The organism is Undibacterium sp. GW821-FHT11B02 (genome assembly GCF_058808955.1).
In genome coordinates this window covers 68,777-94,605 of sequence record NZ_JBXASD010000004.1, presented here as the reverse complement: position 1 = coordinate 94,605, position 25,829 = coordinate 68,777, and the positions used below count along the sequence as shown (strand labels likewise).

The window sequence follows — 25,829 nt, the reverse complement described above, 5'->3', positions numbered from 1 at the left end:
GTAACTATGTATCCCGTAGTACTGAAGCAAGTCATGAAAACCTATCATCTGGATGCGGTCGATGTGCCCGCACTGGTTGATATCAACCTGCAATTGCGGGCCAATTGTTTTACCGTGATCTCTGGCCCTTCAGGCAGTGGCAAGACCACCTTGCTCAATCTCATCGGTTGTATAGACCGGGCAGACAGTGGTGAAGTGATCGTCGCTGGCCAGGCGGTACATACCCTGTCTGACGACGCCTTGTCTGATTTTCGTGCGCGTCACCTGGGGTTCATTTTCCAGAACTTCAATTTACTGCCAGTCCTCAATACCTATGAAAACGTGGAATACCCATTGATTTTGGCCAAAGTGTCTGCGGGTGAACGCAAAAAACGCGTGCTTGATTTGCTGGATGCGGTTGGCCTGGCAGACCGGGCGCAAAACCTGCCAGGTCAATTATCCGGCGGCCAGCGCCAGCGCGTGGCGATTGCCCGCGCCTTGGCGACCGAACCCAAACTGGTGCTGGCCGATGAACCAACCGCCAACCTGGACAGCCAGACCGGTGCCGCGATCATCAGCCTGATGCGCAAGATGCAGCGTGAACGCCATGTCTCTTTCGTATTTTCTTCACATGACCCGCAAGTCCAGGCCGAGGCAGATGACACCATCTTTATCCGCGATGGCCGCATCACCAGTGTGGAACGCAATCTGGAACAAAAAAATGACAATACGGAGCTGAGCGCATGAAGACTTTTTCCCTCGCCCTGCGCAACCTGCTCAGGAACCGCCGCCGTTCACTGACGACCCTGCTGGCCATGGTAGTGGGGCTGACCGCAATTTTATTATTCGGTGGTTACCGCTCAAATATCACCTACGGCATGGAAACCGGCTTTGTCGAATCCAGTGGTCATTTGCAAATCCAGCACCAAGGCTATTTCCTCGAAGGTGGGGACAATCCCACGGCCTATGGCATTGCTGATTATCAGCACATTATCGACCTGGTAAAACAGGATAAAGAGCTGGCACCCATGCTGGTGGTGGTGACACCAACCTTGCAACTTGGCGGCCTGGCTGGTAATTTTTCTGCTGGTGTGTCGCGCTCGGTACTGGCTACCGGCGTCGTTGTGCCAGAACGTAATCAGATGTTGAACTGGAATGACTATGGCATGCAAAGCTATGCCAAACCCTTGCCACTGAATGGCAGCAACCCGGATGCAGTCGTCATTGGTGAAGGCGTGGCCCGCAAGATCAAATTGTGCAAGGCCTTGCAGATACCCGGTTGCCAGCAGGACGACACACCTGTCGCCACAGATAGCGGTGCACAGGCTCCGGGCGATATTGCCGCATTGTCTGCAATGGAGCAAGGTAATACCGCCAAGGAAGAAGGCACGCGCATAGAAATGCTGGCAGCGACTTCGCATGGTGCGCCCAATGTCGCCAGTCTCAGTGTCATCACCGCCAGAAACATGGGCATCAAGGCACTCGATGATGTTTACATGGCCATGCATTTAAGCCAGGCACAAAAGCTGATTTATGGTAGTAGCAAGGCGCAGGTGACGGCCATACAGATACAGTTGCAACATACCAGGCAGATACCGGCAGCACGTGCACGCCTGCAGCAATTGCTGGACCAGAACGTCAAGGGGCAGGCACTGGAGCTGCTCGATTTCAAGGTACTCAATCCCATGTATGGCCAGACGGTGCAATTCATGAATTCCATGTTTGGTTTTATCGCCATACTGATAGGTGTGATCGTCCTGTTCACCATCGGTAATACCATGAGCACTGCCGTGGTGGAGCGTACGGTAGAAATAGGTACCTTGCGCGCCATGGGTTTGCGCCGTTCCGGCTTGCGCAGGCTGTTTTTATGTGAAGGTGTGTTGCTGGGGGCGATAGGTGCGGTATGCGGCCTGCTGGGTTCACTGGTGATTGCCTACTTCATCAATCACAGCGGTGCTGCCTGGACACCACCTGGCTATTCCTATGCCTACCTGATACAGGTGCGGGTATGGCAAGATATGCCCTTGCTGATAGGCAGTGTGATAGGTTTGTTGCTGGTCACAGTGATCTCTGCCTGGTGGCCTGCCAACCGTGCATCGCGGATGATGATTGTTGATGCCCTGAGACACGTTTAAGGAAATATCATGAAACAATTAAAAATGTCTGTAGCGTGTTTTGCCATGGCCAGCCTGTTGATGGCAAGCGTGCAGGTGGCCCGGGCCGCCCAGGCTACATTAAGTCCGCAAGAGATACTGGCCGCCAGTGACGTGGTGCGTAATCCCGATCATCCATTTGGCCTGACCAATACCCTGATCGAATATCGCGCCGGCAAGCAAACCGATACCAGCACCCTGGCTATCTATTCCAAGGCCGACCCCAATAGCGGCCAGTTCCGCAGCCTGATACGCTATGTTGCGCCAGCAAGGGACGCCAATAAACTGATCCTGTTCAGCGGCAAGGACCTGTGGTTTTACGACCCCAGCAGCAAAGCCAGCATACGCATGTCACCACAGCAGCGCCTGCTGGGGCAGGCATCGAATGGCGACGTTGTCACCGTCAACCTGGCCAAAGATTACCAGGCCGTGAATTCGGTTGAAGAAGATACCCAGGACGGTGATCGGCAGACCAAGCATTGCTACAAGCTGGGCATGAATGCCAGTACGCCGGATGCGACCTACCATCATATCGATATGTGGATAGAGACCGGCAACAATCATCCGGTGAAAGCGAAGTTTTATACAGAAAGCGGCAAGTTGCTCAAGACCGCGTATTACCGCCGCTATGAAAAACAGTTAGGCATAGACAGGCCGACAGAGACCGTCATCATCGATGGCCTTGACCCAACCTGGGTGACCGTGATGCGTTATTCCAACCTGGTCAAACGTGAAGTGCCTGACCAGTGGTTGCAACGCGATTATCTGCCACGCTTCAAACCAGAATGATGATGACCTGTAATCCATTTTTATTCAGGCTTAGCGCCAGCATAGTCATGGGCTTGCTGGCATTGAACTGCCAGGCCAGGCAAGACTCTGATCTGGATGCACTGAAAGTCGCTGACCAGATGCCCAATGCGGTCGAGCAGCCCAGCAACTGGCGCATATTTACAGAAGCGGGTGCCGGCGTAAATCGCGCGCGTCGTGATGGCAGCAGCCAGCAATTCCAGCGCCTGTCGCTGGACCTGCAATATGACAATTCCTTTGCGCCCGGCTGGCGTGCAGTATTGTCTGACCGTCTTGATATCAACTGGCCACCGCAAACCCTGGACCAGCACAGTATCAATACCATCAAAGAAGCTTATCTGAGCTGGCAGGTACAGACCGACCAATTGCTGGATCTGGGCCGCATCAATGCCCGTAATGGCGTGGCGCTGGGTTATAACCCCACTGATTATTTCCGTACCTCTGCCTTGCGTTCTGTGGTGTCGGTGGACCCTGCCAGTTTGAAAGAAAATCGCCAGGGCAGTGTCATGCTGCGCGGACAAAAATTGTGGAACGGCGGCTCACTGACAGCCTTGTATTCACCCAAGCTGGGCGACCAGCGCAATGACTCCAGCTTCAACCCTGATGTTGCCGCAACCAATGATCAAAATCGCTGGCTGCTGGCGCTGAGTCAACAAGTGGCTGACGGCATCACACCGCAAGTGCTGCTGTATAAATCAGAAAAACAGCCTGTGCAATTCGGCTTGAATCTGACTGCCTTGCTCAATGATTCCACCGTGGTGTTTGCCGAATGGTCGGGTGGCCGCAGCCCATCCTTGCTGGCACAATCTTTCCAGCAACTGGGGTTGGCTTATCGTGATGACAGCACATTTCGCAACCACAGTGCGACTGGCCTGACCTATACCACCAGCAACAAGATATCTGTCACTGCAGAACTGGAATACAACGGTGGGGGCATGGATCAGGAAAAATGGAATACCCTGGGGCAGGCGTCCCTGCAAAGTTATGGCATTTACCGCCGCTATCTGCAAGGTGTACAAGAGTCACCCGCCAAGCGCAGTGCGTTTGTCTATGCAAGCTGGCAAGATGCGTTGATCAACCACCTGGATTTCTCGGCCATGAGCCGGTATGACATGGCCGATTCCAGCCGCATGTCATGGCTGGAAGCACGCTACCACCTCAAACACACAGAATTTTCCCTGCAATGGCAACGCAATAGCGGTACAAGCCTGAGCAATTATGGCGCCGCACCACAAATGCAAATCTGGCAATTATTGGCACGCTATTATTTTTAGTGGGATTGCAATCTTGGAGGGAAAGTTGGTTACGAGTGCTTACACTGATTACATTTTTCTTGTCATCAGAAAAAATAGCAGCATCGTTATTGACACATGGGCAGCCTGCTCATCCACAATAAAACTGATCGCTGAAATTTTTTAAAGGGAAAAGCCATGAAATCCATCCAATTTGCCGCCGCACTGGTCGCCACGCTGATCGCCGGTTCTGTCTTCGCACAAACCAATACCCCGAATATCGATAAACGCCAGGAAGTACAACAAAAACGCGTTGCCAAAGGCATGGAAAGTGGCGCCCTGACAGCAAAAGAGGCGACCAATCTGGAAAAACGCGAAACCAAGATCGCAAACGACAAACAAGCCGCCAAGGCAGATGGTGTAGTAACACCGGCAGAACGTGCCAAACTGGAAAAAGAAGAAAACCGCGCCAGCAGAAAAATTCGCATCAAAAAACACAACGCAAGCGCGACAACAAATTAAGCTTTGGCGGTACGCACCGCTGTCAATGCAAAGCCAAAAGCAAAACCGCCAGCTCATGCTGGCGGTTTTTGTTTGCAGGGAAGTTAATCAGGACTTATGCAGAGCTGTTTCAGCTGCGTTACAAAATGTGCGTACAAGATACGATCAATGTCATGTAATCGCACACATATCCAGTCTAAAAAATATCAATAATCACCTCAAAATCATGCGTGCGAATACGCGAGGCAATTCGCACCTATGCGGGCTGATCTGATTTATCTGCAAGCAGTTGGGCCAGCGCATGGATCTTTGGCTGTGGTGCGTCTTTGCGCCATATGAGCATGATCTTCATGGTGCGGGCGTTACCTGTGAGCGGGTACACCGAGAGGTGTTTTCGCTCGGTATAGGTATCGAGCACTGCCGCAGGAATCAGCGCAACGCCCATACCCGCGACGCAACAACCCAGGATGGCGTGGTAGGAGCCCAGTTCGATTACTCTATTTGGGGCAATTTTTCCCTTGGCACACCATGCCTCCAGGCGTTGCCGGTGGGGACAGTCCGGATCGAACACCAGCAGTGGGTCTAATCGCACGTCGCGGGCGCTGCGCACGGCTGGGTGGCCTGAGGGGGCAATCATCACCAGGTCCTCCACATAGGCCAACTGAGTAGACAGGCGCGGGTCGGATACGGGCTCCGACACCAACGCCGCGTCCAGTTCGCCGGCGATCACGCGTGCCGTCAATGGTCGAGGGGCACCCGTGCTCAGTTCGACGGAGAGGGCCGGAAACTGTCGGTGCATACGCGCCAGCAGAGTCGGTAGGCGAATAGCCGCTGTGCTTTCCATTGCACCCAAACGCAAGATGCCGCGAGGTGCACCATCGTGCAGTGCGCCGCGCGCTTCTTGCGCCAATTGCAGCAGACGGTTGGCATAGTCCAGCAATACCTTGCCCTGTGGGGAAAGTTGCATGCGCTTGCCTTCGCGCACAAATAGCTTGGCCTGCAGGTTCTCCTCCAACATGCGAATGCGGGTAGAGATATTGGAGGGAACCCGGTGCAGAGCTTCGGCCGCCCGTGTAATGCCGCCGTACAGCACAACCGCCTGAAAGCAGCGCAAATCGATCAAATCCATGATCTCATTTCAAGAATTAAATGTTCATAATAATTCACTTTATGAAAACATACTGAAAACCTACACTGCGGACAGCATCAATCAGATTGATCACCACTGATACCTTTCATTCATGTCAGTACAACAGGAGTCGTTATGCCAAAAGCTTATTGGATTGTCCGTGTCGATATCAGTAACGCGACACAGTACCAGCAGTACATCGCCGCCAACGCGGAACCGCTGGCATTTTACGGCGGACGGTTTCTTGTGCGCGGTGGCACCTTTGAAGCCATGGAAGGCAAGAGTCGGTCACGCAATGCGGTGATCGAGTTTCCAAGCTATCAGGCCGCGTTGGACTGCTGGAACTCCCCAGGCTACCAACACGCCATTTCTTTACGGAAGGAGGTGTGCACGATTGACCTCATTGTGATTGAGGGCTATGACGACCCTCAGCTTACTCGGGCGCAGTAGCAGTCCGCAAACTTGATCTAGCCCGCTTGCGATTAGTGAAACGTAATCGCACGCAAGCCGAGACTGAAAATATCAATAACAACCTAAAAATCATGCGTGCGAATACGCGGGGCTATTCGCACCTACGCGGGCTCAAAAACACGATTAGTTGATCGCGTCCTTAATACTTATAATAGCCACAAGAAATAATCAAACCATCGACAACTTCAAAATACGCTGACTTTTCCTGATATTCCTTGGTCACAGGATGCGGCCATTTGTAATCCTCCGTGCCTTTTCCGTTGGCCTTTGCTTGTTGCAATATGTCTTTGATAAATAATTTCCCGTCGATGTCGTTTAAGTTAACAATGTTTTTCCCTATAATTTTTGGGTTGACACCGTGTGCAAGGACGACACCGTCGAAACTATAGACGCTTAGATAAAGATCTCGGTCAATGAATTTCCCAGCATGGTTGGATGCTTCCTTCAACAGATTTTCCTTACCTTCGGCTTTTTCAAAGGCGATGGCTTTTTTTACCAAAGCCATAGCCTCCGCAGCCGTGCCGTGCTCGGCGCCGAAGACGTTGGCACTGAACACTAAGGTAGCAAGTGCAGAAATACAAAATTTAAAAAATTTTCTAGTTAACATTGATTGCTCCCAGATTGTGCACCCTTGCACTTTGCAATACCAATACGGTGAGTAAAATGCGATAAGGAACGATTGACGTAGATTGGTTCATTGTATTGTTTTCATCACCAGATAAAAAATCCCCGACTGGATTATTGAAAATTGGCCTTGTCCGGCAAGATGTCGCCTGCAGAACAAAGACATCTCACACTGCATTGTCTACAGCACGTTTGAACTTGTCAACAGATCACGTTGTTTGACCCTTGGTACCATCTCCAGCGAGGTGGAAACATCGGCAGTAAATGGTCGAAGCTGAGCAACGAAATTTCCTACAATTACATCATTTAATCCGGCTCTGTCGCATTAATTTTGAAAAGCCCGCGTAGATGCGATTAGTGAAACGTAATCGCACGCACGCCGAGACTGAAAAATACCAATAACCACCTTAAAATCATACGTGCGAATACGCGGGGCTATTTGCACCTATGCGGGCTTATTTAGTGAACGCACAAATTTTAATGCGCGGTTTATATCGTCCAGGCAGTATTCATTCCAGCGCGGATGGTTTTTGAGCCATTCGAGGAAGTAAATAAGACAGGCTATTTGCTGTAGGTTGAGGCTTGAAAGCCTCACTTTGGCGTCGTCTTGAAATTTCGGGTCGGGTCCAAGATTAAAAATCATAGACTGAGTTTCAAACTTGTTGTGCTCGGCTTCTGGTGTCAGGCAAAATTTTAAGTAATGTGGAAGAATCCATCTCCACCCGGCAGGAGACAGGCAGCTCATTTCCATATGGAGATAACGGATCAATTCCCCGGTAACTTCTTTATCTCGGTATTCTTCAAGATCCCTCCTTATGTATTTGCATTGCCAGCAATCTGTATTGTGTACTGATAGCGAGGCCTTTGCTGGCATAGGAACCTCAGGGAATGCCGATTCAATTTCATTAAATAGTACTTTACTGCCCATTGCTTTTGTTTTTTGATTTGTTGATGGTACATAGCGCGGGCCGAGCCTGAAAAATATCAATAGTCATCTCAAAATCATGCGTGCGAATACGCTGGGCTATTCGCGGGCTGTTGACGACGGTGTTTTTTAGGTAGGGGGTGTATTTGCTCAGGGGGATGTTGCGGCGGATCTTCTGCTGGTTGGGGCGAGGGATTTTGTTTTCCTGGGCCGGGCGTACCACGTTATTGATGTCGACGGTGGTGGTTTCGCGAGTGTGGTTGGTGCGATCCAGCTCGGTTAAGGCGTCGCAGATGCTGGTGAGGTGGTCGAGCACGGTGTCAAAGCCCATAGTTTTGACGGCGTCGATTTGCAGGTTGCACAAACATTCAAAGCTGGTGTGCGGGCCTTGTATCGTTACGCGCTACCCGGCCATAGGAAACCTATGGGCGCAAAAAAAACACGACTTTCGGGCGTGGGTGGTTTGCCGCTGACGGGATTAGGTCTGTGGAACACCTAGAGCAAGCAAAGCTCATGTTTGGGCGGTTTGGCAATGTGTATGGTTATGAACACTAAAGTTTCGTAGTGGTAATTAATTGACAACAATTAACCATTGGTACGCACAATTCATTTGCTAAATTTAAATATAAATTAGTTAATAACATACGCCCCGATCTCTTATTCATTTTGAATACTGCAGCAAGGTGGGTGCACGACAATAATGAGGGAAGCTAGCTATGACCAAATCTTGGAAACAACTTGAAGCACATATTCGTGAATTAGCGTCTGTTATATGGTCAAGACCTGTAGTCTCTCGACGAATCAGTGGAGTGAATTTCGATGCAGTTATCGATGTTTCGAATGAGGAAATTATCTTGATTGAAATTACTGAACAGTTCTCGTTAAGCAAGGTTCGGGAAGACATCGCAAAGATAGTCGGTGTCAAATTGAATTTTGCGACTAGTGGAGTATTTGCGCGAGGGTATATTGTTCTTAGTCAAGAACCTACGCCTGGGATGTCCGATTTAGGTATAGATTCCAAGATAGCAGTATTGTCTGCCGAATCATTTTCAAAATTAGCTTTTGACTTTCCAACGTATGTCGCACTTAGAAATAAGCAGGTATTTGGCAGCGCGATTAATCCGACTACTGGCGAACCAGACAAGCATGCTTATATACCAGTTGGATATACCGATGAACAGAATAAGCACAGTTTTACTACACATCAAATAGCAGAAAAACTGCTGAAGGGTGAAAAGTTAATTCTTTTAGGGGAATACGGAACTGGCAAGAGTAGATGTACCAAGGAGACTTTTGAAGCGTTAGTTGAAAAAGGTACCTTGAATAGTTCTTTTGTATTTTCAATAAATCTTCGGGATCATTGGGGAGCCTCCTCAGCAATTGAGATTATTGCTGGTCATTTAAAGAGGCTTGGAATGTCACAGGTCATAGATCGGGCGATGCAATTACTAGCTGCTGGCCATGTCATTCTAATTCTGGATGGTTTTGACGAGGTGGGTTCACAAACCTTTGGACAGAATCTATATCGAAGGGAGTCAATTCGAAAAGAGGCTTTGCAGGGGATACGTGAGTTAATATCAGATTGCCGGGCAGGCGTGCTGGTCACCGGGCGTCCGCATTATTTCGACAGTAATAAGGAAATGTACGACAGTCTTGGTATCTCGTTAAGAAACCAACACTCAATTTTGATTAAATGTGCAGTTGAATTTGAGATTGATCAAGCACAAGAATATTTAAGAAATATTGGCGTCAACATACCAGTACCAAAATGGCTTCCAAGAAAGCCGCTAATATTTTTGATATTGGCGGAAATTAGCAATGGAAAAGCGACGGAGATTTTGTCGGCGGAGACTGGAGAAGTCGGATTCTGGGGACAGTTTCTTGATACAGTCTGTGCACGCGAAGCGAGAATTAACGCTTCTATAGACCCAGCATCGGTCAGGTGCGTACTTACAAATCTTGCGGCGATTGTACGATCAAGTGATCGAGAACTAGGTAGATTAACTCCTAAGGACGTAAATCAAGCATACCAGAATGCTACAGGTTCAGATCCAGACGAATCTGGTCAACTTATGTTGAGTCGATTATGTACGTTGGGTAGGATAGAGCCAGAGTCACCGGACAGACAGTTTGTTGATCCTTACATTGTTCAGCTATTGTTTGTGGAAAATTTATTTGAAGATGTTTCTAATAAAAATACCTCCATATTGGCAGAACCGCTTTGGAAACAAGGCCTAAAAAAGATAGGAGTGGAGTTTCTTGCACAATATATTGAAAATTATGGCGACTTAGCCGAGGTTCTCGCTATGGTGAATCACAGTGGTGTTCCAGTAAATTCTCAGCCAGTTGGGGAATTGGTAGCCGCAGCCAGTCTTTTAGATGGTGATTCGTTGGATTTTAAGGGATTGCAAATTAGATGGGCAGAAATTTCACTGTTGGCTTTAGGTTACGTTGAGTTGAAAAATATAGAGTTCAAAGAATGTCTTTTTGACGTAATCGCTTTCGAATCAAGCAAAATTAGCTCTTTATCTAGATTCAAAATTGATGATTCGTTCATTTCAACAGTTACTGGATTTACTTCTGAAAGTGCAAGACCTGAGTGGATTGTTGGAGGAAAAATTGAAAATGTTCAAAGTGCGTCCAATTCAGCAAGGATAAAAGCCAGTAACTTGCCGCCATCACAAAAATTGTTATTGTCTATCATTCAGAAAATTTTCTTTCAACGTGGTGGAGGTCGAAAGGAAAGCTCACTTTATAAAGGTGGATTCGGTGAAGCATTTGATAGGAAGATTATTGATCAAATCATCAATATTCTATTGAGTGATGGACTAATTGAAAGAAGCAAAGACAGTTCAGGGTATATATATAATCCAAATCGAGAATATACGGCAAGAATGAAGGCAATCAAAGATCAATTATCATTAAGTAAAGACCCACTTTGGCTCAAGATGCCTAGCCTTGATCAGAAAAAAATTGAAAAGAAATGATTTGATGAAAGCAAATACGGTTTAAATCAATTCATGTTTAGAGGGAATATTGAATCGATTTGAAGTCCTAGTGCATTCATACCAAGATCTGTCTATCGTCATACTGAGCATCAACCTCACCCGCCACAATCCTATCCCGTAGCCCGTATTGATGCATCCGCGCAATACGGGCTTCGCGACCAAACAATCCTACTTCCACCCCGTTGCCATCGGCCTTTTCCTTGAGGTGAGTGTTGGTCCGCGGCTTGTTGAACATGCTGGTCTTTTGCTTTTTGATGCTGTTTTGTTTACCCCGGATGTTTTTGCGTTGCTTGCGCGGTGTGTAGGGCGTGCCGTAGGGGTTTGCTGCGCCTGGATGCGGGTTTATTGTTCGCGGCGCAGGTCTTGGGCGAAATGCAGCGTGAGTTTGATGTGGGCAGCAGGATTTGGTTTTTGCAAAAAAACAATCATATTTTGTATATTCCAGCACTTGCCATCCATACCGATGACGAAAAAACAACGTCAGATCATCAAGAAACACCTTGTAGTTTCTCCTGATTTTCTCTGTGTCTCTGTGCCTCTGTGTTGAGAGGTCTTCCGTTTTTAGGCACTTTTTCCAATAATCCCAGGCATCGGCTATCTGCCCCCATAGATATCTGGCTGAATTTATACCGTATAATCAGAAATTACACCCATTTTTCAGCTTTGAACTATCACTCTATGAACTCGTCAGAAATCCGCGATAAATTCCTCAGCTTTTTCGAATCCAAGGGCCATACCCGTGTGCGCTCTTCCAGTCTGATCCCCGGCAATGACCCTACCTTGCTGTTCACCAACTCTGGTATGGTGCAGTTCAAGGATGTGTTCCTGGGCCAGGATAAGCGTGCCTACAGCCGTGCCACGACAGCGCAACGCAGCGTCCGTGCCGGTGGCAAGCACAATGATCTGGAAAACGTCGGTTACACCGCGCGTCACCATACCTTCTTTGAAATGCTGGGCAATTTCTCTTTCGGCGATTATTTCAAGAAAGATGCGATTCACTATGCGTGGGAATTGTTGACTGCTGTCTATGGTTTGCCAAAAGACAAGCTGACCGTTACGGTTTATCAGGAAGATGACGAAGCCTACGAAATCTGGAAAAACGAAATCGGCGTGCCGGTAGAGCGCATCATTCGCATCGGCGACAACAAGGGTGCTCGTTATGCATCCGACAATTTCTGGCAAATGGCTGACACTGGTCCTTGCGGCCCTTGTACCGAGATTTTTTATGACCATGGCCCGGACATCTGGGGTGGCCCTCCGGGTTCGCCTGATGAAGACGGTGACCGTTTCATCGAAATCTGGAATCTGGTGTTCATGCAATTCAACAAGGATGAAGCAGGTGTTTTGCATCCTTTGCCTAAACCATGCGTGGATACCGGCATGGGGCTGGAACGCTTGTCTGCAGTTTTGCAGCATGTGCATTCCAATTATGAAATCGATACTTTCCAGAACCTGATCAAGGCTGCTGCGCGTGAAACTGGCTGTACCGATCTGGAAAACAATTCCCTGCGCGTGATTGCTGATCATATCCGCTGTGCTGGCTTTTTGATTGTTGACGGTATTATTCCTGGCAATGAAGGCCGTGGCTATGTGCTGCGCCGTATTACCCGCCGCGCTTTGCGTCATGGTCACAAGCTGGGTCAAAGCCAGCCATTCTTCTATAAGCTGGTCGCTGATCTGGTCAAGGAAATGGGTGGCGCATATCCTGAACTGGCAGAGGCGGCTGAGCGCGTTGCGCAGGTCTTGAAGCAGGAAGAAGAACGTTTCGGCGAAACGCTGGAACACGGCATGAAGATTCTCGAAGCCGCACTGGAAAAAGACAGCAAAAACCTGGATGGCGAAACCGCTTTCACCTTGTATGACACCTATGGCTTCCCGCTGGACTTGACTGCCGATATTTGCCGTGAGCGTAATGTCGTGCTGGATGAAGCTGGTTTCAATACTGCCATGGACAGACAAAGGCAGACGGCACGCGCAGCTGGTAAATTTAAAATGGCTGCGGCAATTGAATACAGTGGCGACAAAACCAAGTTCGTCGGTTACGACCAATTGCAATATGAAGCCAAGATCGTTGCGCTGTATGTTGATGGCAGTGCCGTCAATGAAATCAAGGCTGGCCAGCAAGCTATCGTAGTGCTCGATACCACGCCTTTCTATGCCGAATCCGGCGGCCAATGCGGTGATTCTGGCGTACTGGTGGGGCTGGACGGTGCCATATTTGAAGTGGCAGATACTCAAAAAATTCAGGCTGATGTATTCGGTCATCATGGCGTATTGAAATCCGGTAGCCTGACTATCGTACAAAACGTCAAGGCTGAAGTGAATGTCGAAATACGTGCACAAACCATGCGCAATCACTCCGCAACACACTTGATGCACAAGGCTTTGCGTGAAGTATTGGGCAGCCATGTGGCGCAAAAAGGTTCTTTGGTTGACGTGGAAAAAACCCGCTTCGACTTTAGCCACAACGGCCCTATGACTGCTGAGGAAATCCGTCAGGTAGAAACGATCGTCAATCGTGAAATTCTGACGAATGTGGCGACCCGTGCACAAGTGATGGCGTTTGACGATGCTGTCAAACATGGTGCGATGGCGCTGTTCGGTGAAAAATACGGTGACGAAGTACGCGTACTCGACATCGGCTCTTCCCGTGAACTGTGCGGCGGTACCCATGTGTCCCGCACTGGCGATATTGGCCTGTTCAAGATCGTTGCTGAAGGCGGTGTCGCTGCCGGCATCCGTCGTGTGGAAGCCGTGACCGGTGAAGTCGCACTGACACTGGTACAAAACCTGAACAACCGCATCAATGAAGCTGCTGCTGCTTTGAAGACCCAGCCAGAAGAACTGACGCTGCGTATTGGACAAGTGCAGGATCACGTCAAGACGCTGGAAAAAGAACTGGCTACGCTGAAGTCAAAAATGGCTTCCAGCCAGGGTGATGAACTGGTGAACCAGGCAGTCGATGTCAAAGGCATCAAAGTGCTGGCCGCAACGCTGGAAGGCGCTGACGTGACAGCCCTGCGTGAAACCATGGACAAGCTGAAAGACAAACTGAAAACAGCCGCCATCGTTTTGGCCGCGGTGAATGATGGCAAGGTCAGCCTGATTGCTGGCGTGACTGCGGATAGCACATCTAAAGTCAAAGCCGGTGATCTGGTCAACTTTGTGGCTCAGCAAGTCGGTGGCAAAGGTGGTGGCCGTCCTGATATGGCGCAAGCGGGTGGTACGGATGCCAGTGGTCTGGCAAAAGCACTGGCTGGCGTTAGCGAATGGGTCAGCGCCAAATTATGATACACGTACGTCGCGCTGAAGTTTCAGATGCGGCCCAGCTGCAAAGGGTGTTCGCCAGTGCGGGCACTTATGCAGGTACATTGCAACTGCCACATCCAACTCTTGCAATGTGGCAGGAGCGACTGGAAAAGACCGATCCCAAAGACACCCGTCTGGTCGCCATTTATGATGGCGTGGTGGTCGGTTCAGCCAGTCTGCACCTGGAAAAAGCCCAAAGGCGTCAGCATGTAGGCGGTTTGGGTATGGGTGTGGCAGATTCGTTTACCGGGCGTGGCATAGGCGCGGCGTTGTTGACTGAGTTATTGCATATTTCGGATAACTGGCTCAACGTGCTGCGCATAGAATTAAGCGTGTTTTGTGATAACACTGCTGCAATCCATTTGTACAAGAAATTTGGTTTCGACATAGAAGGTACCATGCGTGCACATGCATTTCGCAATGGTGAATTTGTCGACAGCTATGCCATGGCACGCTTGCATCCCCGTCAAGCCATGGTGCCGCTAAAACAAACATAGACAGACTGCTGCCAGGGAATTGGCAGCCTGCGTCAGTCATGCCCCAGGTCACCAAAATAAACCCAGTGTCACAGCAGTCTGCAAACGACAGTCTGAGGTTCGCATGGAAATTAAATTTTGCCCGGTTTGTGCCACTTCGCTGATAGAGCGTCCTGATGAACAAGAGGTTGGCAAGATTCGCCTGGCCTGCCCGGATGGGCACTGGACACACTGGGACAATCCCTTGCCAGTCTTGGCGGCATTGGTCGAAGTAGAAGGCCACATTCTGTTGGCACGCAATGCCGCATGGCCAGAAAAAACCTTCGCCCTGATCACCGGTTTCATGGAACGTGGCGAAACGCCAGAGCAGGGTGTCGCCAGGGAACTCAAAGAAGAAACCAATCTTGATGCCGACCAGATCACTCTCATCGGCGTCTACGAATTCATCAGAAAGAACGAGCTCATCATCGCCTATCACGTCAAGGCTTCTGGTGAAATTCGTCTGTCACCAGAGCTGCTTGAATACCGTTTGATAGAACCAGAAAAACTCCGGCCCTGGAATGCTGGTACTGGTCACGCTATGGCCGACTGGATGCGTTCACGCGGTCTGGAACCGGTGTATAGGGAATGGCAAAGCTAGAGTGAGTGTTGCGAAAACAGGGGGCCCAATTTCCCGCGATGCTGTTGTAATCACATAGTCTTTATTGTGCAAAAACAAGCATATGATTCTGTGCATTTGCACAATAAATTCGGTAGTACGGGGCAAGTAAAGAGAAAAATTGATGCAATAGTTGCAAATGTCTGCGGATTTTACAATTGTTTTGATCAAATACCTAAGTAAAGTAAGTCAGCAGTAAGTTTAATGACTAAGATGAAGGCGTAGGCTGTAGACAGAAAATTTTTTTGTTTTGCACTGTTTTTGTGCGAGAACTTTAAAGAAGTTGAACTCATCTGTTGTAAGTCTGCTGCGTTGCACCATGTGAATGAAAATTCCGGTAGAATTGGTGCATCAATTGTCAGGCGAATTAGCTTACTCAATTTGTATTACTGGGAAAATCATGCAATTCAATAAAGAACTGGATGCACGCGGACTGAACTGTCCTCTTCCAATTTTAAAGACCAAGAAGGCGCTGGCAGAAATGCTCACCGGTGAAGTCTTGCATGTCTTGGCGACTGATCCTGGATCTGTCCGTGACTTTAAAGCTTTCTCCAAACAGACTGGCAATGAATTGCTGTCGCACATGGAAGGCAGTAAAGAGTTTGAATACTTCATCAAGCGTAAATAATTTACCTTGATTGTATAAAATTCAAAACGACGGTCATGCGATTTATCTGCATATAAAAAAACCCTCAAGTGACGTTTGAGGGTTTTTTTGCGTTTGAATCTGTTTTTTTCATGCGAACATCCAGGATGTGGATGTTCGCATATCTTCAAAAAATTCCTCTTGCTCTTTGGAGAGCATTGAGGGTTTTGAAGTGGGGTAGCTGTGAATGCAACTGCCAAAAAAACACAACAAATCAAATGACCATTCAGGCTATCGATTTATCTGGAATTGAAAAACTGAAGTGACCACTCGTGACACGAGTGACACGAGTGACATTATTAATCAGTATACACATTGACCTGTAACCGATTACCTCCCTCCATTAATTGGGTCCATTTTTGAGGTCTTCCCATTTAAACGGGGGAGTGACAACATTGCTACCTTTCAAAACTACACCGCCACTCACTTGCTGAATTTCTTCGGCGTTCAACTCTCTTAACTCATTGCTAAATTCTTTCACATCACGTGTTGATGGATTTTCTATTGTCTGTGCTTTCTTCATATTTTCCCCGATTAAAAAAGATAATTGAAATGGATATGTATTTTAATGGACCGAGAGTTTACGTACCGAAAAAATATGCCTTGCTGTTTTCTCCAGCATATCGGCATTTGAAACTGTAGCCTCTTTTTTAATGGCGATCGACTATGCGGCTTTACACGAATGGAGTATATCCGACACTTGTCAGATGGATCTGAAGAATGTGTGATACGCGCTAGGGTCGAATCACTTCTTGAGCAATTTTTTCCTTTTCACCTAATGGCAAGATCAGTCATCCTGGGCCGCCAGAATCGCTCGCTGGGTGTGGGCAATGTGCTCTTCCAGCATGAGGATAGCTTTGTCGCCGTCACCTGCGCGCAGCGCATCAAGAATGCCGTAATGTTCGCGCTGGGGTTGTTCTCGCCCCAGGGTGTGCGAAATATAAATTCTGGTATAGCGCTGGGTTCCGAGTACCAGGTCTTCAATCGTTTTGATCAGTCGCGGTTTCTTCGATGCGCTATAGAGTGCCAGATGAAACTCCAGATTGAGCGCAGACCAGACGCCAGGCTTACTTGATTGATCATAACGCTCCAGAATGGCTCTGCAATGCGCAATGTGGCTTTCGGTCATGTTTGGGATGGCGAGCTTCAATGCCCTTGTTTCCAGCCCTATCCGGATATCCAGCATCTCGATGATTTCAGGAATCGAGTGGGGGGTAACTACAGCCCCTTTATGAGGTTCATGCCGGACCAGGCCTTCAGTCTCCAGTTTCTTTAGCGCTTCCCGGATGGGGATGCGACTCACGCCAAATTGTTCTGCAAGCGCTTCTTGTTTCAAAGAAACGCCTGCGGAAAGTACTCCCTCATAAATATTCTTTCTCAATACAGAGGTAATTTGATCTGAAGTTGGTTTGTTCATAAGAACTTAATTCGTAAATTATGTGGTCTGCAAAAATTATACAATATTGGATCCAATTTAAGATACAATTTTTCTTGCGCTTTTTTTAGCGGAGTTCATCAATGAAATCGCCTGTGAAAATCTTCTGTATAAGTAAAGGATAGTAATGAACACTTCAGATAAAAAGCACTACGATGTCGTGATCATAGGCGGAGCCATCATGGGTTCGTGTACGGCCTATTTCTTGAAGAAGGTCAGCCCGGAATTGGAAATTGCAGTCATCGAGCCGGATCCGACCTATGAATTCGCGTCTACCGTCCGTGCATCCGGTGGTGCCAGGCGCTTGTTTTCTTGCCCGGAAAATATCCTGATGTCGAATTTCAGTATCGACTTTATTAAGCGGTTCCCACAGGACATGGCGGTGAATGGCGATGTGGCGCATATTGACTGGACTGAGCAGGGTTACCTGTTCATCGTCCAGCGTGAGCATATGCGGGTTATCGAAGAAAACGAGAAAACCCAAACGGCACTTGGTGCCGAAATTCATTTGCTGGATCGTCAAGGCTTACTCAAACATTTTCCTTCCATGAATGTCGGGGATCTGGAAGGGGCGGCATATTCTCCGCGTGACGGGTGGTGCGACCCGTCAAGTTTCTTGCAGGGCGTGCGCAAGAAAGCACGTTCATTGGGTGTGGAATACATTCAGGATAAAGTTATTGGTCTTGGCACGACAAAGCACGTCATTACTAACGCCATGTTGGCGTCCAAAAGAGAAGTCAGCGCAGATTATTTCGTCAATACGGCAGGGCCGTGGGCTAGCCAGATTTGCGACATGATCGGTATGCACTTGCCAGTTAATCCATTGCGTCGCTTTGAGCATTATTTCACAGGGCAAAACAAGATCGAAGCGCTGCCATACGTCAAAGACACCGAACGCCTGGCATTTCGTCCTGAAGGTGCGGGCTATTCCGGTGGCTTGGTCAATTCTGACGAGCCACGCGGTTTCAATTTTGATGTCGACCATGATTACTTTGAAAGAGTTGTCTGGCCAGCACTGGCACATCGCTTCCCAACGGCGTTTGAAGGCACAAAATGCCATCGCACCTGGTCAGGGTTGTATGAGCAATGTGAATTGGATGGCAACCCGATTATTGGCAACTGGAAGGGCAATTTCGATAATTTCTATGTTTCGGCGGGATTCTCTGGCCATGGCATGATGCATGCCCCTGCTGCCGGTCGTGCGATTGCCGAGATGATAGTCAAGGGTCATCAAGAGACAATTGATCTGTCGCGCTTTTCTTATGCCCGTGTCGAAAAGAATGAAGCTTATCGCGAGAACGGGATCTTATAAATAAGGCAAAAGGGTGGGAACTTTCATTCATTCTTGCTTTTCAAGCATCAATTGTCATTTGCATCTTGCCTCGCAGTTAACCCTATCCCGTATTGTCATGATGTATTTTTGCTAATCTATTCAAGCGTATCTGCATTTGATTAGGCATTCTGCTCTAGCAGTAAAGTGGCTTAAAAAGAACGATCGTGCTAAATTATGCAAAATGTTGATGTTTTCGTTTTATAATCACTACAATTTACGTATACGTCAATTTGTGGATGCGAAAGCACAGTAGTATGAAGAATTACATGCGCGAAGAGTTCTTTGCGTGCAGAATTCAGTGCGTCTCGTTAGAACCGCAAGCTTAGTGGCAGCGTCAGGCGTCAAAATTTCAGTTTCAAGTTTTAAAATTCGTATCACCTTAGGTATTTCCCAATTAGCTCATAAAGGCAGAACTATGAAAGTCCTGGTACCAGTCAAACGCGTCGTCGATTACAACGTTAAAGTGCGTGTTAAATCTGATGGCTCTGGCGTTGATATCGCCAATGTCAAAATGTCCATGAACCCATTTGATGAAATCGCTGTTGAAGAAGCGACCCGCCTGAAAGAAGCGGGCGTGGTGACAGAGGTTATTGCCGTTTCTTGCGGCGTTGCGCAATGCCAGGAAACCCTGCGTACAGCAATGGCAATTGGTGCTGATCGCGGTATTTTGGTCGAAAGCGATGCAGAACTGCAACCGCTGGCTGTAGCCAAACTGCTTAAAGCCCTGGCTGACAAAGAGCAACCACAACTGATCATCCTCGGCAAACAGGCGATTGATGATGATTGCAACCAGACTGGTCAAATGCTGGCAGCCTTGCTGGGCTGGCCACAAGCGACTTTCGCTTCCAAAGTCACGGTTGCTGATGGTAAAGCCACAGTAACCCGTGAAGTGGACGGCGGTTTGGAAACATTGTCCCTGACACTGCCAGCCATCATCACCACCGACTTGCGTTTGAATGAACCACGTTATGTGACTTTGCCTAACATCATGAAGGCCAAGAAAAAACAACTGGACAACGTCAAACCTGCAGACCTGGGTGTGGATGTTGCTTCCCGCGTCAAGACTTTGAAAGTGACCGAGCCAGCAAAACGCAGCGCCGGTATCAAGGTGCCAGACGTGGCAACACTGGTTGCCAAACTGAGAAATGAAGCCAAGGTTATAGGTTAATTTCCGATGGCTGATCTATAGCCAGAATTAGAGACAGAATTTAAGAATAATTTTTGTTGTCGGGAATGTGACCCTGGCAACATATCAAGTGGAAGACATCATGACTACACTCGTCATCGCTGAACACGACAACGCTAGCCTCAAGGGCAGCACATTGAATACTATTACTGCTGCTGCACAATGCGGCGCAGATGTACACGTATTGGTTGCAGGCCACAATGCTGGCGCAGCAGCGCAAGCCGCAGCACAAATCGCTGGCGTCAGCAAAGTATTGCACGCGGACGCTGCCCATTTTGCAGATGGTCTGGCAGAAAACATTGCTGAACAAGTATTGGCAATCGCTTCTGGCTACAGCCACATCCTGGCACCGGCAACTGCCTACGGCAAAAACATTTTGCCACGCGTCGCTGCCAAGCTCGACGTTTCACAAATTTCTGAAATCACCAAGGTAGACAGCCCTGACACCTTCGAGCGTCCTATCTACGCCGGTAATGCCATCGCTACCGTGCAATCGACTGACGCCATCAAGGTTATCACCGTGCGTACCACTGGCTTTGATGCTGCTGCAACGGGTGGTTCTGCTGCGGTTGAAACAATCACAGCGGTTGCTGACTCTGGCAAATCTGCTTTCGTTTCGCGCGAAGTGGCCAAGTCTGACCGTCCTGAGCTGACCGCTGCCAAAGTCATCGTTTCTGGTGGCCGTGGTATGGGTTCTGGCGAAAACTTCAAGATCCTGGAGCCACTGGCTGACAAGCTGGGTGCTGCCATGGGCGCATCCCGCGCTGCGGTGGATGCAGGGTTCGTACCGAATGACTGGCAAGTCGGTCAGACTGGCAAGATCGTTGCTCCTACGCTGTATATCGCAGTTGGTATCTCTGGCGCGATCCAGCATCTGGCCGGTATGAAAGATTCCAAGACCATCGTCGCCATCAATAAAGACCCTGAAGCACCGATTTTCTCGGTAGCGGATTACGGTATCGTTGGCGATCTGTTTGAAATCGTTCCACAGTTAGTTGCTGCACTGGGTTAATTCGATTTAGTCCAAATGTAAATTATTGGCCTCCACGGCGGCCTGATTGGGGCAGGTAAGCGGTTTATCGCATTATTCAGCGATCTTCCTGACCTGCCCCTTTTTCTTTTTTTGGGATACAAAAATGAGCTATGTTGCCCCTGTCAAGGACATGCTGTTCCTCATCAATGAACTGGCTGGTCTGGCGGAAGTGAATGCCTTGCCTGGCTGTGAAGATGCGACGGCAGAAACCGTCGTCGCAGTGCTGGAAGAAAACGCCAAGTTTGCCGGTGAAGTGGTGGCACCATTGAACTGGGCTGGCGATCAGGTACCCAGTTACTGGAAAGACGGTGAAGTCTTCACCACCAAGGGCTTTAAAGAAGCCTTCAAGATGTTTGGCGAAGCAGGCTGGCAGGGTGTGCAGCATCCGCAAGAATTTGGTGGTCATGGCTTGCCCAAGTTGGTGGCGACACCCTGCATAGAAATGCTGAATGCTGCCAGCATCTCATTCGCCCTTTGCCCATTGTTGACCGATGGCGCGATTGAAGCCATGCTGACAGCAGGCAGCGATGAACAAAAAGCCATCTACCTGGAAAACCTGATTTCCGGCAAATGGACTGGCACCATGAACCTGACCGAACCGCAAGCCGGTTCTGACCTGGCAATGGTACGCACCCGTGCCGTACCGCAGGGTGATGGCACCTATAAAGTGTTCGGTACCAAGATTTTCATCACCTATGGTGAACACGATATGGCAGAAAATATCGTCCATCTGGTGTTGGCCCGTACACCGGATGCACCGGAAGGCGTGAAAGGCATTTCCCTGTTCATCGTTCCTAAATTCATGGTGAATGCCGATGGCACACTGGGTGCACGCAATGACGCACATTGTGTATCTATAGAGCACAAGCTGGGCATCAAGGCCAGCCCGACTGCGGTATTGCAATTCGGCGATAACGGCGGTGCCATCGGTACTTTGGTCGGCGAAGAAAATCGCGGCCTCGAATACATGTTCATCATGATGAATGCCGCCCGCTTTGGCGTTGGCATGCAGGGTATAGGCGTGGCAGAACGTGCTTATCAAAAGGCAGTGCAATACGCTAAAGACCGTGTGCAATCACGTGACCTGGCGGGTTCTGCCGGCCCCGTCACCATCATCAATCACCCGGATGTACGCCGCATGCTGATGTCCATGCGCGCCCAGACCGAAGGTGCACGTGCACTGGCTTATGTTGCCGCCGGTATCAGCGACTTTGCGCATCATCATGCTGACCTGGCAGTTCGCAAGGCCAACCAGGCCAAATATGAGTACCTGGTACCTATCGTCAAAGGCTGGTCGACAGAAATGTCGCTGGATGTTACATCCACCGGCGTGCAGGTACATGGCGGCATGGGCTTCATCGAAGAAACCGGCGCTGCACAACACTACCGCGATGCCAAGATTCTGACAATTTATGAAGGCACCACAGCCATCCAGGCGAATGACCTGGTAGGCCGCAAAACTTCGCGCGATGGCGGTGCCACTGCCAAAGCCTTTATCGCCGACATGCGCGCCACAGAGGCACAACTGGCGGCTATCGGCTCAGTCGATATGCTGGCGATACAGCGTCAACTGGCAGCGGGCTCCGCTGCGCTGGAAGACGTGGTTGATTATGTCGTCACCAACTTCAAGCAAGATATCAAAGGTGTGTTTGCTGGCAGTGTTTTGTACCTGAAATTGGCGGGCATCGTTTTCGGTGGCTGGCAAATGGCGCGTGCTGCCATCATCGCCCAGCAAAAGCTGGATGCGGGTGAGGGCGATGCCGCTTTCATGAAAGCCAAGATTGCTACCGCACGTTATTTTGCTGACCATATCTTGTCAGCAGCGCAAGGCTTGCGTTCAGCGATTGTGGATGGCAGTGCCGGTGTCATGGCATTATCTGAAGATCAGTTCTGATACTATTTCCGAGAGAAAAATGGCTCATCGTAGATGAGCCATTTTTATTTTGTAAAGTAAACAAGCGAGATCAGCCGTAAGCACCGCCCGTGTACAACAGATCAAAGGTGCGGGCGATGGCGGCAATCAGTACAAATGCGCCTACGCCCAGTGTCAGCACCAGCAACAGAGCCAGCGGCCAGGTTGAATCACTTGTCTGGCCGGATTTGCTGTTGTGCCTGGCGTCCCATTTTTCATCCGGTGTCAGGCCCATGACCAGTGCTTCCAGTATGGCGACCAGGAAAGATAGCAAAAGCAGGCTGTATTGCACGATTTCGGGTTTGCCAAAATAGAAATAGTGAATGACCATACTGAGTGGCAGTGAGCTGAAATGCAACCAGCCCCATTTGTCTTTTTTACCAGCAAGATAAAAGCGGTGCAGGCCGATACTACCAAATACGGCTGCCAGGAATGTTGTCAGAGCTTTATTTTTATGCGGTGTTTTGTCGGTAAGTGTCATTGCAGCATGTCATCAAGGTGGAAGCTGTGATTGTATGTCAAGCCGCCCTGATGTGTCGGAATAGTCACGCTGACCGATATAAACTTGCTTGTGTGCAGGGGAAAAGTGGGATAGTTCTTGCGACTTGCTTAAGAAGCGGGCTATAATCTACAGCTTTTTCCGCGTTCAGACATTTTTTGGAAATATTATGGTCGTTATTCGTTTAGCTCGTGGTGGCGCAAAAAAGCGCCCTTTTTACAACATCGTTGCAACTGATTCCCGTAATCGTCGCGATGGTCGCTTTATCGAGCGTATCGGTTTCTACAATCCTGTAGCAACTGGTAATGCCGAAACAGTACGTGTAGCAGCAGATCGCCTGGCATACTGGCAAGGTGTTGGCGCGCAATTGTCGCCAGCAGTAGCTCGTCTGGTAGCATCTTCCAAAGCAGCAGCTTAATCGCCGCTTTGATGTCTGCTGGAGTTCATGTTCCTGATGATCTGGTCCTCGTGGGCTATATCTCGGGAGCATTTGGTATTCATGGCTGGGTAAGGATACGTCCTTATTCTGCTGATGCTGATGCAATGTTGTCAGCAAAGACCTGGTGGTTGGATAAGCCTGAGTTGCGTGATGTCGATCGCATGGAAGTCAAAATCCATGGCGAAGACGTGGTTGCTCGGCTGGTAGGTGTGCCTGACAGAAATGCCGCAGAAGCACTGAAAGGTGCCACTGTACAAATTTCTCGCAAGCATTTTCCTGCTTTGGGTTCCGGTGAATTCTATTGGCTTGATCTGATAGGTTTGCAGGTTGACAATCTTCAGGGTGAAAATTTAGGTGTCGTCAGGGATTTGATGGACAACGGTGCACATCCGATATTACGGGTGGCAGCAGCGGATGTGCCTGAGAATGAACTGTCGAAACACGAACGCCTGATTCCTTTTGTGGAGACTTTCGTCAAGGAAGTGGATCAAAAAGCAGGCAAAATCCAGGTCGACTGGGGTAGTGATTATTAAGGTGATGAACTCAGAACCTGTTTACGATCTGTAGCGAGCGTGCGTCAGCGGGGTGAAGAGCAGCGCAGAAAGCGGAATGTACTTAAGTACATGAGCATTTTGAGCAGCACATGAGCCCCGATCACGCTCGCCCAGTAAGATCGTAAATAGGTTCTCAGAAGGCATAAGCATGCAGTTCGATGTCATTACGCTGTTTCCCGAAATGTTCGCTGCCATTACCCAATCAGGTGTGACCAGGCGGGCGTTCGAGCAACAAAAATGCGAATTGAAGCTGTGGAATCCACGTGATTTCACCACAGACAGACATCGTACCGTGGATGACCGGCCTTATGGCGGTGGCCCCGGCATGGTGATGATGGCAAAGCCTTTGCAGTCGGCAATTGAAGCGGCAAAGCAGCGCCAGTCTGTCTCAGTTCAGGCGGCACCCAAAGTCATTTATCTGTCGCCTCAAGGCAAACCGCTGACCCATCAAAAGGTCATGCAATTGTCTGAAGCTGCGGGTCTGGTCTTGTTGTGTGGCAGATATGAAGCCGTTGATCAGCGTTTGCTCGACAAGTATGTCGACGAAGAAATCAGCCTCGGTGACTTTGTGCTGTCTGGCGGAGAATTGCCAGCCATGGCCCTGATGGATGCCGTGATACGGCAAATCCCCGGTGTCTTGCATGATGAGGCGTCGGCAGTACAAGACAGTTTTGTGAATGGCTTGCTGGATTGCCCGCATTACACCAGGCCAGAAGTATTTGAAGATGAAGCCGTGCCTGCAGTGCTGATGGGCGGCAACCATGCCGAGATCGAAAAATGGCGTCGTCAGCGTGCACTGCAAGCGAGTTTGCTGAAACGCCCGGATTTGATCCTTGCAGCCCGTGCTGCCGGTTTGCTGAGCAAGGCTGATGAAAAGTTTTTAAGCAGTTTGTAGTATTTTTCAGCCCCCGGGCTGGAATCTTTAAGCGTGAATCAAAAGATTCACATGTTAAACCCCATCCTCTACCGGGCATCAGTCAGAACCAGATTCTGCAGCGTCGGCAAGATGGTCATAGGAGTAAAAAATGGATCTGATCCAAAAATTAGAGCAAGAAGAAATTGCTCGCCTCGGCAAAAACATCCCTGACTTTGCACCAGGTGACACAGTTGTTGTGAACGTCAACGTTGTTGAAGGTACACGCAAACGTGCACAGGCTTACGAAGGCGTTGTTATCTCCCGTCGTAACCGTGGTTTGAATTCCAACTTCATCGTCCGTAAGATTTCTTCCGGCGAAGGCGTTGAGCGTACATTCCAGTTGTATTCCCCACTGATCGCTTCTATCGAAGTGAAACGTCGCGGTGACGTACGTCGCGCCAAGTTGTACTACCTGCGTGAACGCTCTGGTAAATCTGCTCGTATTAAAGAGAAATTGCCAGCACGTAAGGTTGCGGCAGCAAAAGCAGAGTAATATCTGTTATTGCCGTATCGAAAAAAGGATGCTCAGGCATCCTTTTTTTATTGCAGTTTTTAGAACGCATCTCACCCCCTGTTTATGAAATGAGTTCTAAGTTTTTTGATG

Annotated in this window: 27 protein-coding genes; 19 read left to right on the top strand and 8 right to left on the bottom strand. The window is 49.0% G+C overall.

Going from position 1 to position 25,829, the window contains the following annotated elements:
- The first annotated feature begins 6 nt into the window (after nucleotides 1-6).
- The 5 genes from AC1RVX_RS09400 to AC1RVX_RS09380 all read left to right on the top strand — a co-directional run bounded on the left by AC1RVX_RS09400 (nucleotide 7) and on the right by AC1RVX_RS09380 (nucleotide 4,693).
- Nucleotides 7-726, top strand: coding sequence for an ABC transporter ATP-binding protein (locus tag AC1RVX_RS09400; RefSeq protein ID WP_493216322.1), 720 nt, complete (start codon nucleotides 7-9; stop codon nucleotides 724-726).
- Nucleotides 723-2,114 (top strand): ABC transporter permease, encoded by a 1,392-nt coding sequence (locus AC1RVX_RS09395; protein WP_493216321.1) that lies wholly within the window; start codon nucleotides 723-725, stop codon nucleotides 2,112-2,114. Before AC1RVX_RS09400 ends, AC1RVX_RS09395 begins: the two co-directional genes overlap by 4 nt.
- A 45-nt stretch (nucleotides 2,115-2,159) precedes the next feature.
- Entirely contained in the window at nucleotides 2,160-2,921 is a 762-nt protein-coding gene (locus AC1RVX_RS09390; RefSeq protein WP_493216669.1) for an outer membrane lipoprotein-sorting protein, read from the top strand.
- Complete coding sequence (locus AC1RVX_RS09385; protein WP_493216320.1) at nucleotides 2,918-4,213, top strand: hypothetical protein; 1,296 nt, start codon at nucleotides 2,918-2,920, stop codon at nucleotides 4,211-4,213. The genes AC1RVX_RS09390 and AC1RVX_RS09385 overlap by 4 nt, the downstream gene beginning before the upstream one ends.
- A 156-nt stretch (nucleotides 4,214-4,369) precedes the next feature.
- Nucleotides 4,370-4,693 (top strand): hypothetical protein, encoded by a 324-nt coding sequence (locus AC1RVX_RS09380; protein ID WP_493216319.1) that lies wholly within the window; start codon nucleotides 4,370-4,372, stop codon nucleotides 4,691-4,693.
- 235 nt (nucleotides 4,694-4,928) lie between these two features.
- Here AC1RVX_RS09380 and AC1RVX_RS09375 read toward each other — a convergent pair whose 3' ends face one another.
- A complete protein-coding gene (locus tag AC1RVX_RS09375) occupies nucleotides 4,929-5,801 on the bottom strand; it encodes a LysR family transcriptional regulator (protein WP_493216318.1) in 873 nt (290 codons plus the stop codon).
- Nucleotides 5,802-5,936: 135 nt separating this feature from the next.
- On the opposite strand from AC1RVX_RS09375, the gene AC1RVX_RS09370 reads away from it, so the two are divergent.
- Complete coding sequence (locus AC1RVX_RS09370; protein WP_493216317.1) at nucleotides 5,937-6,251, top strand: DUF1330 domain-containing protein; 315 nt, start codon at nucleotides 5,937-5,939, stop codon at nucleotides 6,249-6,251.
- Nucleotides 6,252-6,411: 160 nt separating this feature from the next.
- On the opposite strand, the gene AC1RVX_RS09365 is transcribed toward AC1RVX_RS09370, so the two are convergent.
- The 3 genes from AC1RVX_RS09365 to AC1RVX_RS09355 all read right to left on the bottom strand — a co-directional run bounded on the left by AC1RVX_RS09365 (nucleotide 6,412) and on the right by AC1RVX_RS09355 (nucleotide 8,152).
- Nucleotides 6,412-6,879: a cache domain-containing protein gene (locus AC1RVX_RS09365; RefSeq protein ID WP_493216316.1), complete on the bottom strand. Its 468-nt coding sequence runs from the start codon at nucleotides 6,877-6,879 to the stop codon at nucleotides 6,412-6,414.
- A 462-nt stretch (nucleotides 6,880-7,341) separates the two neighbouring features.
- Entirely contained in the window at nucleotides 7,342-7,824 is a 483-nt protein-coding gene (locus tag AC1RVX_RS09360; RefSeq protein ID WP_493216315.1) for a DUF6714 family protein, read from the bottom strand.
- Nucleotides 7,814-8,152 (bottom strand): hypothetical protein, encoded by a 339-nt coding sequence (locus tag AC1RVX_RS09355; RefSeq protein WP_493216314.1) that lies wholly within the window; start codon nucleotides 8,150-8,152, stop codon nucleotides 7,814-7,816. Before AC1RVX_RS09355 ends, AC1RVX_RS09360 begins: the two co-directional genes overlap by 11 nt.
- A 385-nt stretch (nucleotides 8,153-8,537) precedes the next feature.
- Here AC1RVX_RS09355 and AC1RVX_RS09350 point away from each other — a divergent pair, with 385 nt between their 5' ends.
- A complete protein-coding gene (locus AC1RVX_RS09350; RefSeq protein ID WP_493216313.1) occupies nucleotides 8,538-10,808 on the top strand; it encodes an NACHT domain-containing protein in 2,271 nt (756 codons plus the stop codon).
- Nucleotides 10,809-10,884: 76 nt separating this feature from the next.
- On the opposite strand, the gene AC1RVX_RS09345 is transcribed toward AC1RVX_RS09350, so the two are convergent.
- Nucleotides 10,885-11,328 (bottom strand): phage virion morphogenesis protein, encoded by a 444-nt coding sequence (locus AC1RVX_RS09345; RefSeq protein WP_493216312.1) that lies wholly within the window; start codon nucleotides 11,326-11,328, stop codon nucleotides 10,885-10,887.
- A gap of 179 nt (nucleotides 11,329-11,507) precedes the next feature.
- Here AC1RVX_RS09345 and alaS point away from each other — a divergent pair, with 179 nt between their 5' ends.
- The 4 genes from alaS to AC1RVX_RS09325 all read left to right on the top strand — a co-directional run bounded on the left by alaS (nucleotide 11,508) and on the right by AC1RVX_RS09325 (nucleotide 15,900).
- Nucleotides 11,508-14,120 (top strand): alanine--tRNA ligase, encoded by a 2,613-nt coding sequence (gene alaS / locus AC1RVX_RS09340; protein ID WP_493216311.1) that lies wholly within the window; start codon nucleotides 11,508-11,510, stop codon nucleotides 14,118-14,120.
- A complete protein-coding gene (locus AC1RVX_RS09335) occupies nucleotides 14,117-14,635 on the top strand; it encodes a GNAT family N-acetyltransferase (protein WP_493216310.1) in 519 nt (172 codons plus the stop codon). The genes alaS and AC1RVX_RS09335 overlap by 4 nt, the downstream gene beginning before the upstream one ends.
- A gap of 103 nt (nucleotides 14,636-14,738) precedes the next feature.
- Nucleotides 14,739-15,254, top strand: a complete 516-nt coding sequence (locus AC1RVX_RS09330; RefSeq protein ID WP_493216309.1) for an NUDIX domain-containing protein — start codon at nucleotides 14,739-14,741, stop codon at nucleotides 15,252-15,254.
- Between the two features lie 418 nt (nucleotides 15,255-15,672).
- A complete protein-coding gene (locus tag AC1RVX_RS09325) occupies nucleotides 15,673-15,900 on the top strand; it encodes a sulfurtransferase TusA family protein (RefSeq protein WP_186947484.1) in 228 nt (75 codons plus the stop codon).
- Nucleotides 15,901-16,261: 361 nt separating this feature from the next.
- Here the strand turns inward: AC1RVX_RS09325 and AC1RVX_RS09320 are convergent, their stop codons facing one another.
- Nucleotides 16,262-16,441: a hypothetical protein gene (locus AC1RVX_RS09320; RefSeq protein WP_493216308.1), complete on the bottom strand. Its 180-nt coding sequence runs from the start codon at nucleotides 16,439-16,441 to the stop codon at nucleotides 16,262-16,264.
- Nucleotides 16,442-16,705: 264 nt separating this feature from the next.
- Nucleotides 16,706-17,335 (bottom strand): GntR family transcriptional regulator, encoded by a 630-nt coding sequence (locus AC1RVX_RS09315; RefSeq protein WP_493216307.1) that lies wholly within the window; start codon nucleotides 17,333-17,335, stop codon nucleotides 16,706-16,708.
- Nucleotides 17,336-17,480: 145 nt separating this feature from the next.
- On the opposite strand from AC1RVX_RS09315, the gene AC1RVX_RS09310 reads away from it, so the two are divergent.
- The 4 genes from AC1RVX_RS09310 to AC1RVX_RS09295 all read left to right on the top strand — a co-directional run bounded on the left by AC1RVX_RS09310 (nucleotide 17,481) and on the right by AC1RVX_RS09295 (nucleotide 22,799).
- Nucleotides 17,481-18,665, top strand: a complete 1,185-nt coding sequence (locus AC1RVX_RS09310) for an NAD(P)/FAD-dependent oxidoreductase (RefSeq protein ID WP_493216306.1) — start codon at nucleotides 17,481-17,483, stop codon at nucleotides 18,663-18,665.
- 436 nt (nucleotides 18,666-19,101) lie between these two features.
- A complete protein-coding gene (locus AC1RVX_RS09305; RefSeq protein WP_493216305.1) occupies nucleotides 19,102-19,854 on the top strand; it encodes an electron transfer flavoprotein subunit beta/FixA family protein in 753 nt (250 codons plus the stop codon).
- Between the two features lie 100 nt (nucleotides 19,855-19,954).
- Nucleotides 19,955-20,884, top strand: coding sequence for an electron transfer flavoprotein subunit alpha/FixB family protein (locus AC1RVX_RS09300; protein ID WP_493216304.1), 930 nt, complete (start codon nucleotides 19,955-19,957; stop codon nucleotides 20,882-20,884).
- A gap of 124 nt (nucleotides 20,885-21,008) precedes the next feature.
- Nucleotides 21,009-22,799: an acyl-CoA dehydrogenase gene (locus AC1RVX_RS09295; protein ID WP_493216303.1), complete on the top strand. Its 1,791-nt coding sequence runs from the start codon at nucleotides 21,009-21,011 to the stop codon at nucleotides 22,797-22,799.
- Nucleotides 22,800-22,869: 70 nt separating this feature from the next.
- Here the strand turns inward: AC1RVX_RS09295 and AC1RVX_RS09290 are convergent, their stop codons facing one another.
- Nucleotides 22,870-23,298, bottom strand: a complete 429-nt coding sequence (locus tag AC1RVX_RS09290) for a TM2 domain-containing protein (RefSeq protein WP_493216302.1) — start codon at nucleotides 23,296-23,298, stop codon at nucleotides 22,870-22,872.
- Between the two features lie 187 nt (nucleotides 23,299-23,485).
- Between AC1RVX_RS09290 and rpsP the strand changes: the two genes are divergently transcribed.
- From rpsP to rplS, 4 genes are all read left to right on the top strand, one after another.
- On the top strand, nucleotides 23,486-23,734 hold the full coding sequence (rpsP, locus tag AC1RVX_RS09285) for a 30S ribosomal protein S16 (protein ID WP_186947492.1): 249 nt from the start codon (nucleotides 23,486-23,488) through the stop codon (nucleotides 23,732-23,734).
- Between the two features lie 11 nt (nucleotides 23,735-23,745).
- On the top strand, nucleotides 23,746-24,288 hold the full coding sequence (rimM, locus tag AC1RVX_RS09280) for a ribosome maturation factor RimM (protein ID WP_493216301.1): 543 nt from the start codon (nucleotides 23,746-23,748) through the stop codon (nucleotides 24,286-24,288).
- A gap of 169 nt (nucleotides 24,289-24,457) precedes the next feature.
- On the top strand, nucleotides 24,458-25,204 hold the full coding sequence (gene trmD / locus AC1RVX_RS09275) for a tRNA (guanosine(37)-N1)-methyltransferase TrmD (RefSeq protein WP_493216300.1): 747 nt from the start codon (nucleotides 24,458-24,460) through the stop codon (nucleotides 25,202-25,204).
- A gap of 130 nt (nucleotides 25,205-25,334) precedes the next feature.
- Complete coding sequence (rplS, locus tag AC1RVX_RS09270; protein WP_162042130.1) at nucleotides 25,335-25,718, top strand: 50S ribosomal protein L19; 384 nt, start codon at nucleotides 25,335-25,337, stop codon at nucleotides 25,716-25,718.
- The last annotated feature ends 111 nt before the right edge of the window (nucleotides 25,719-25,829 follow it).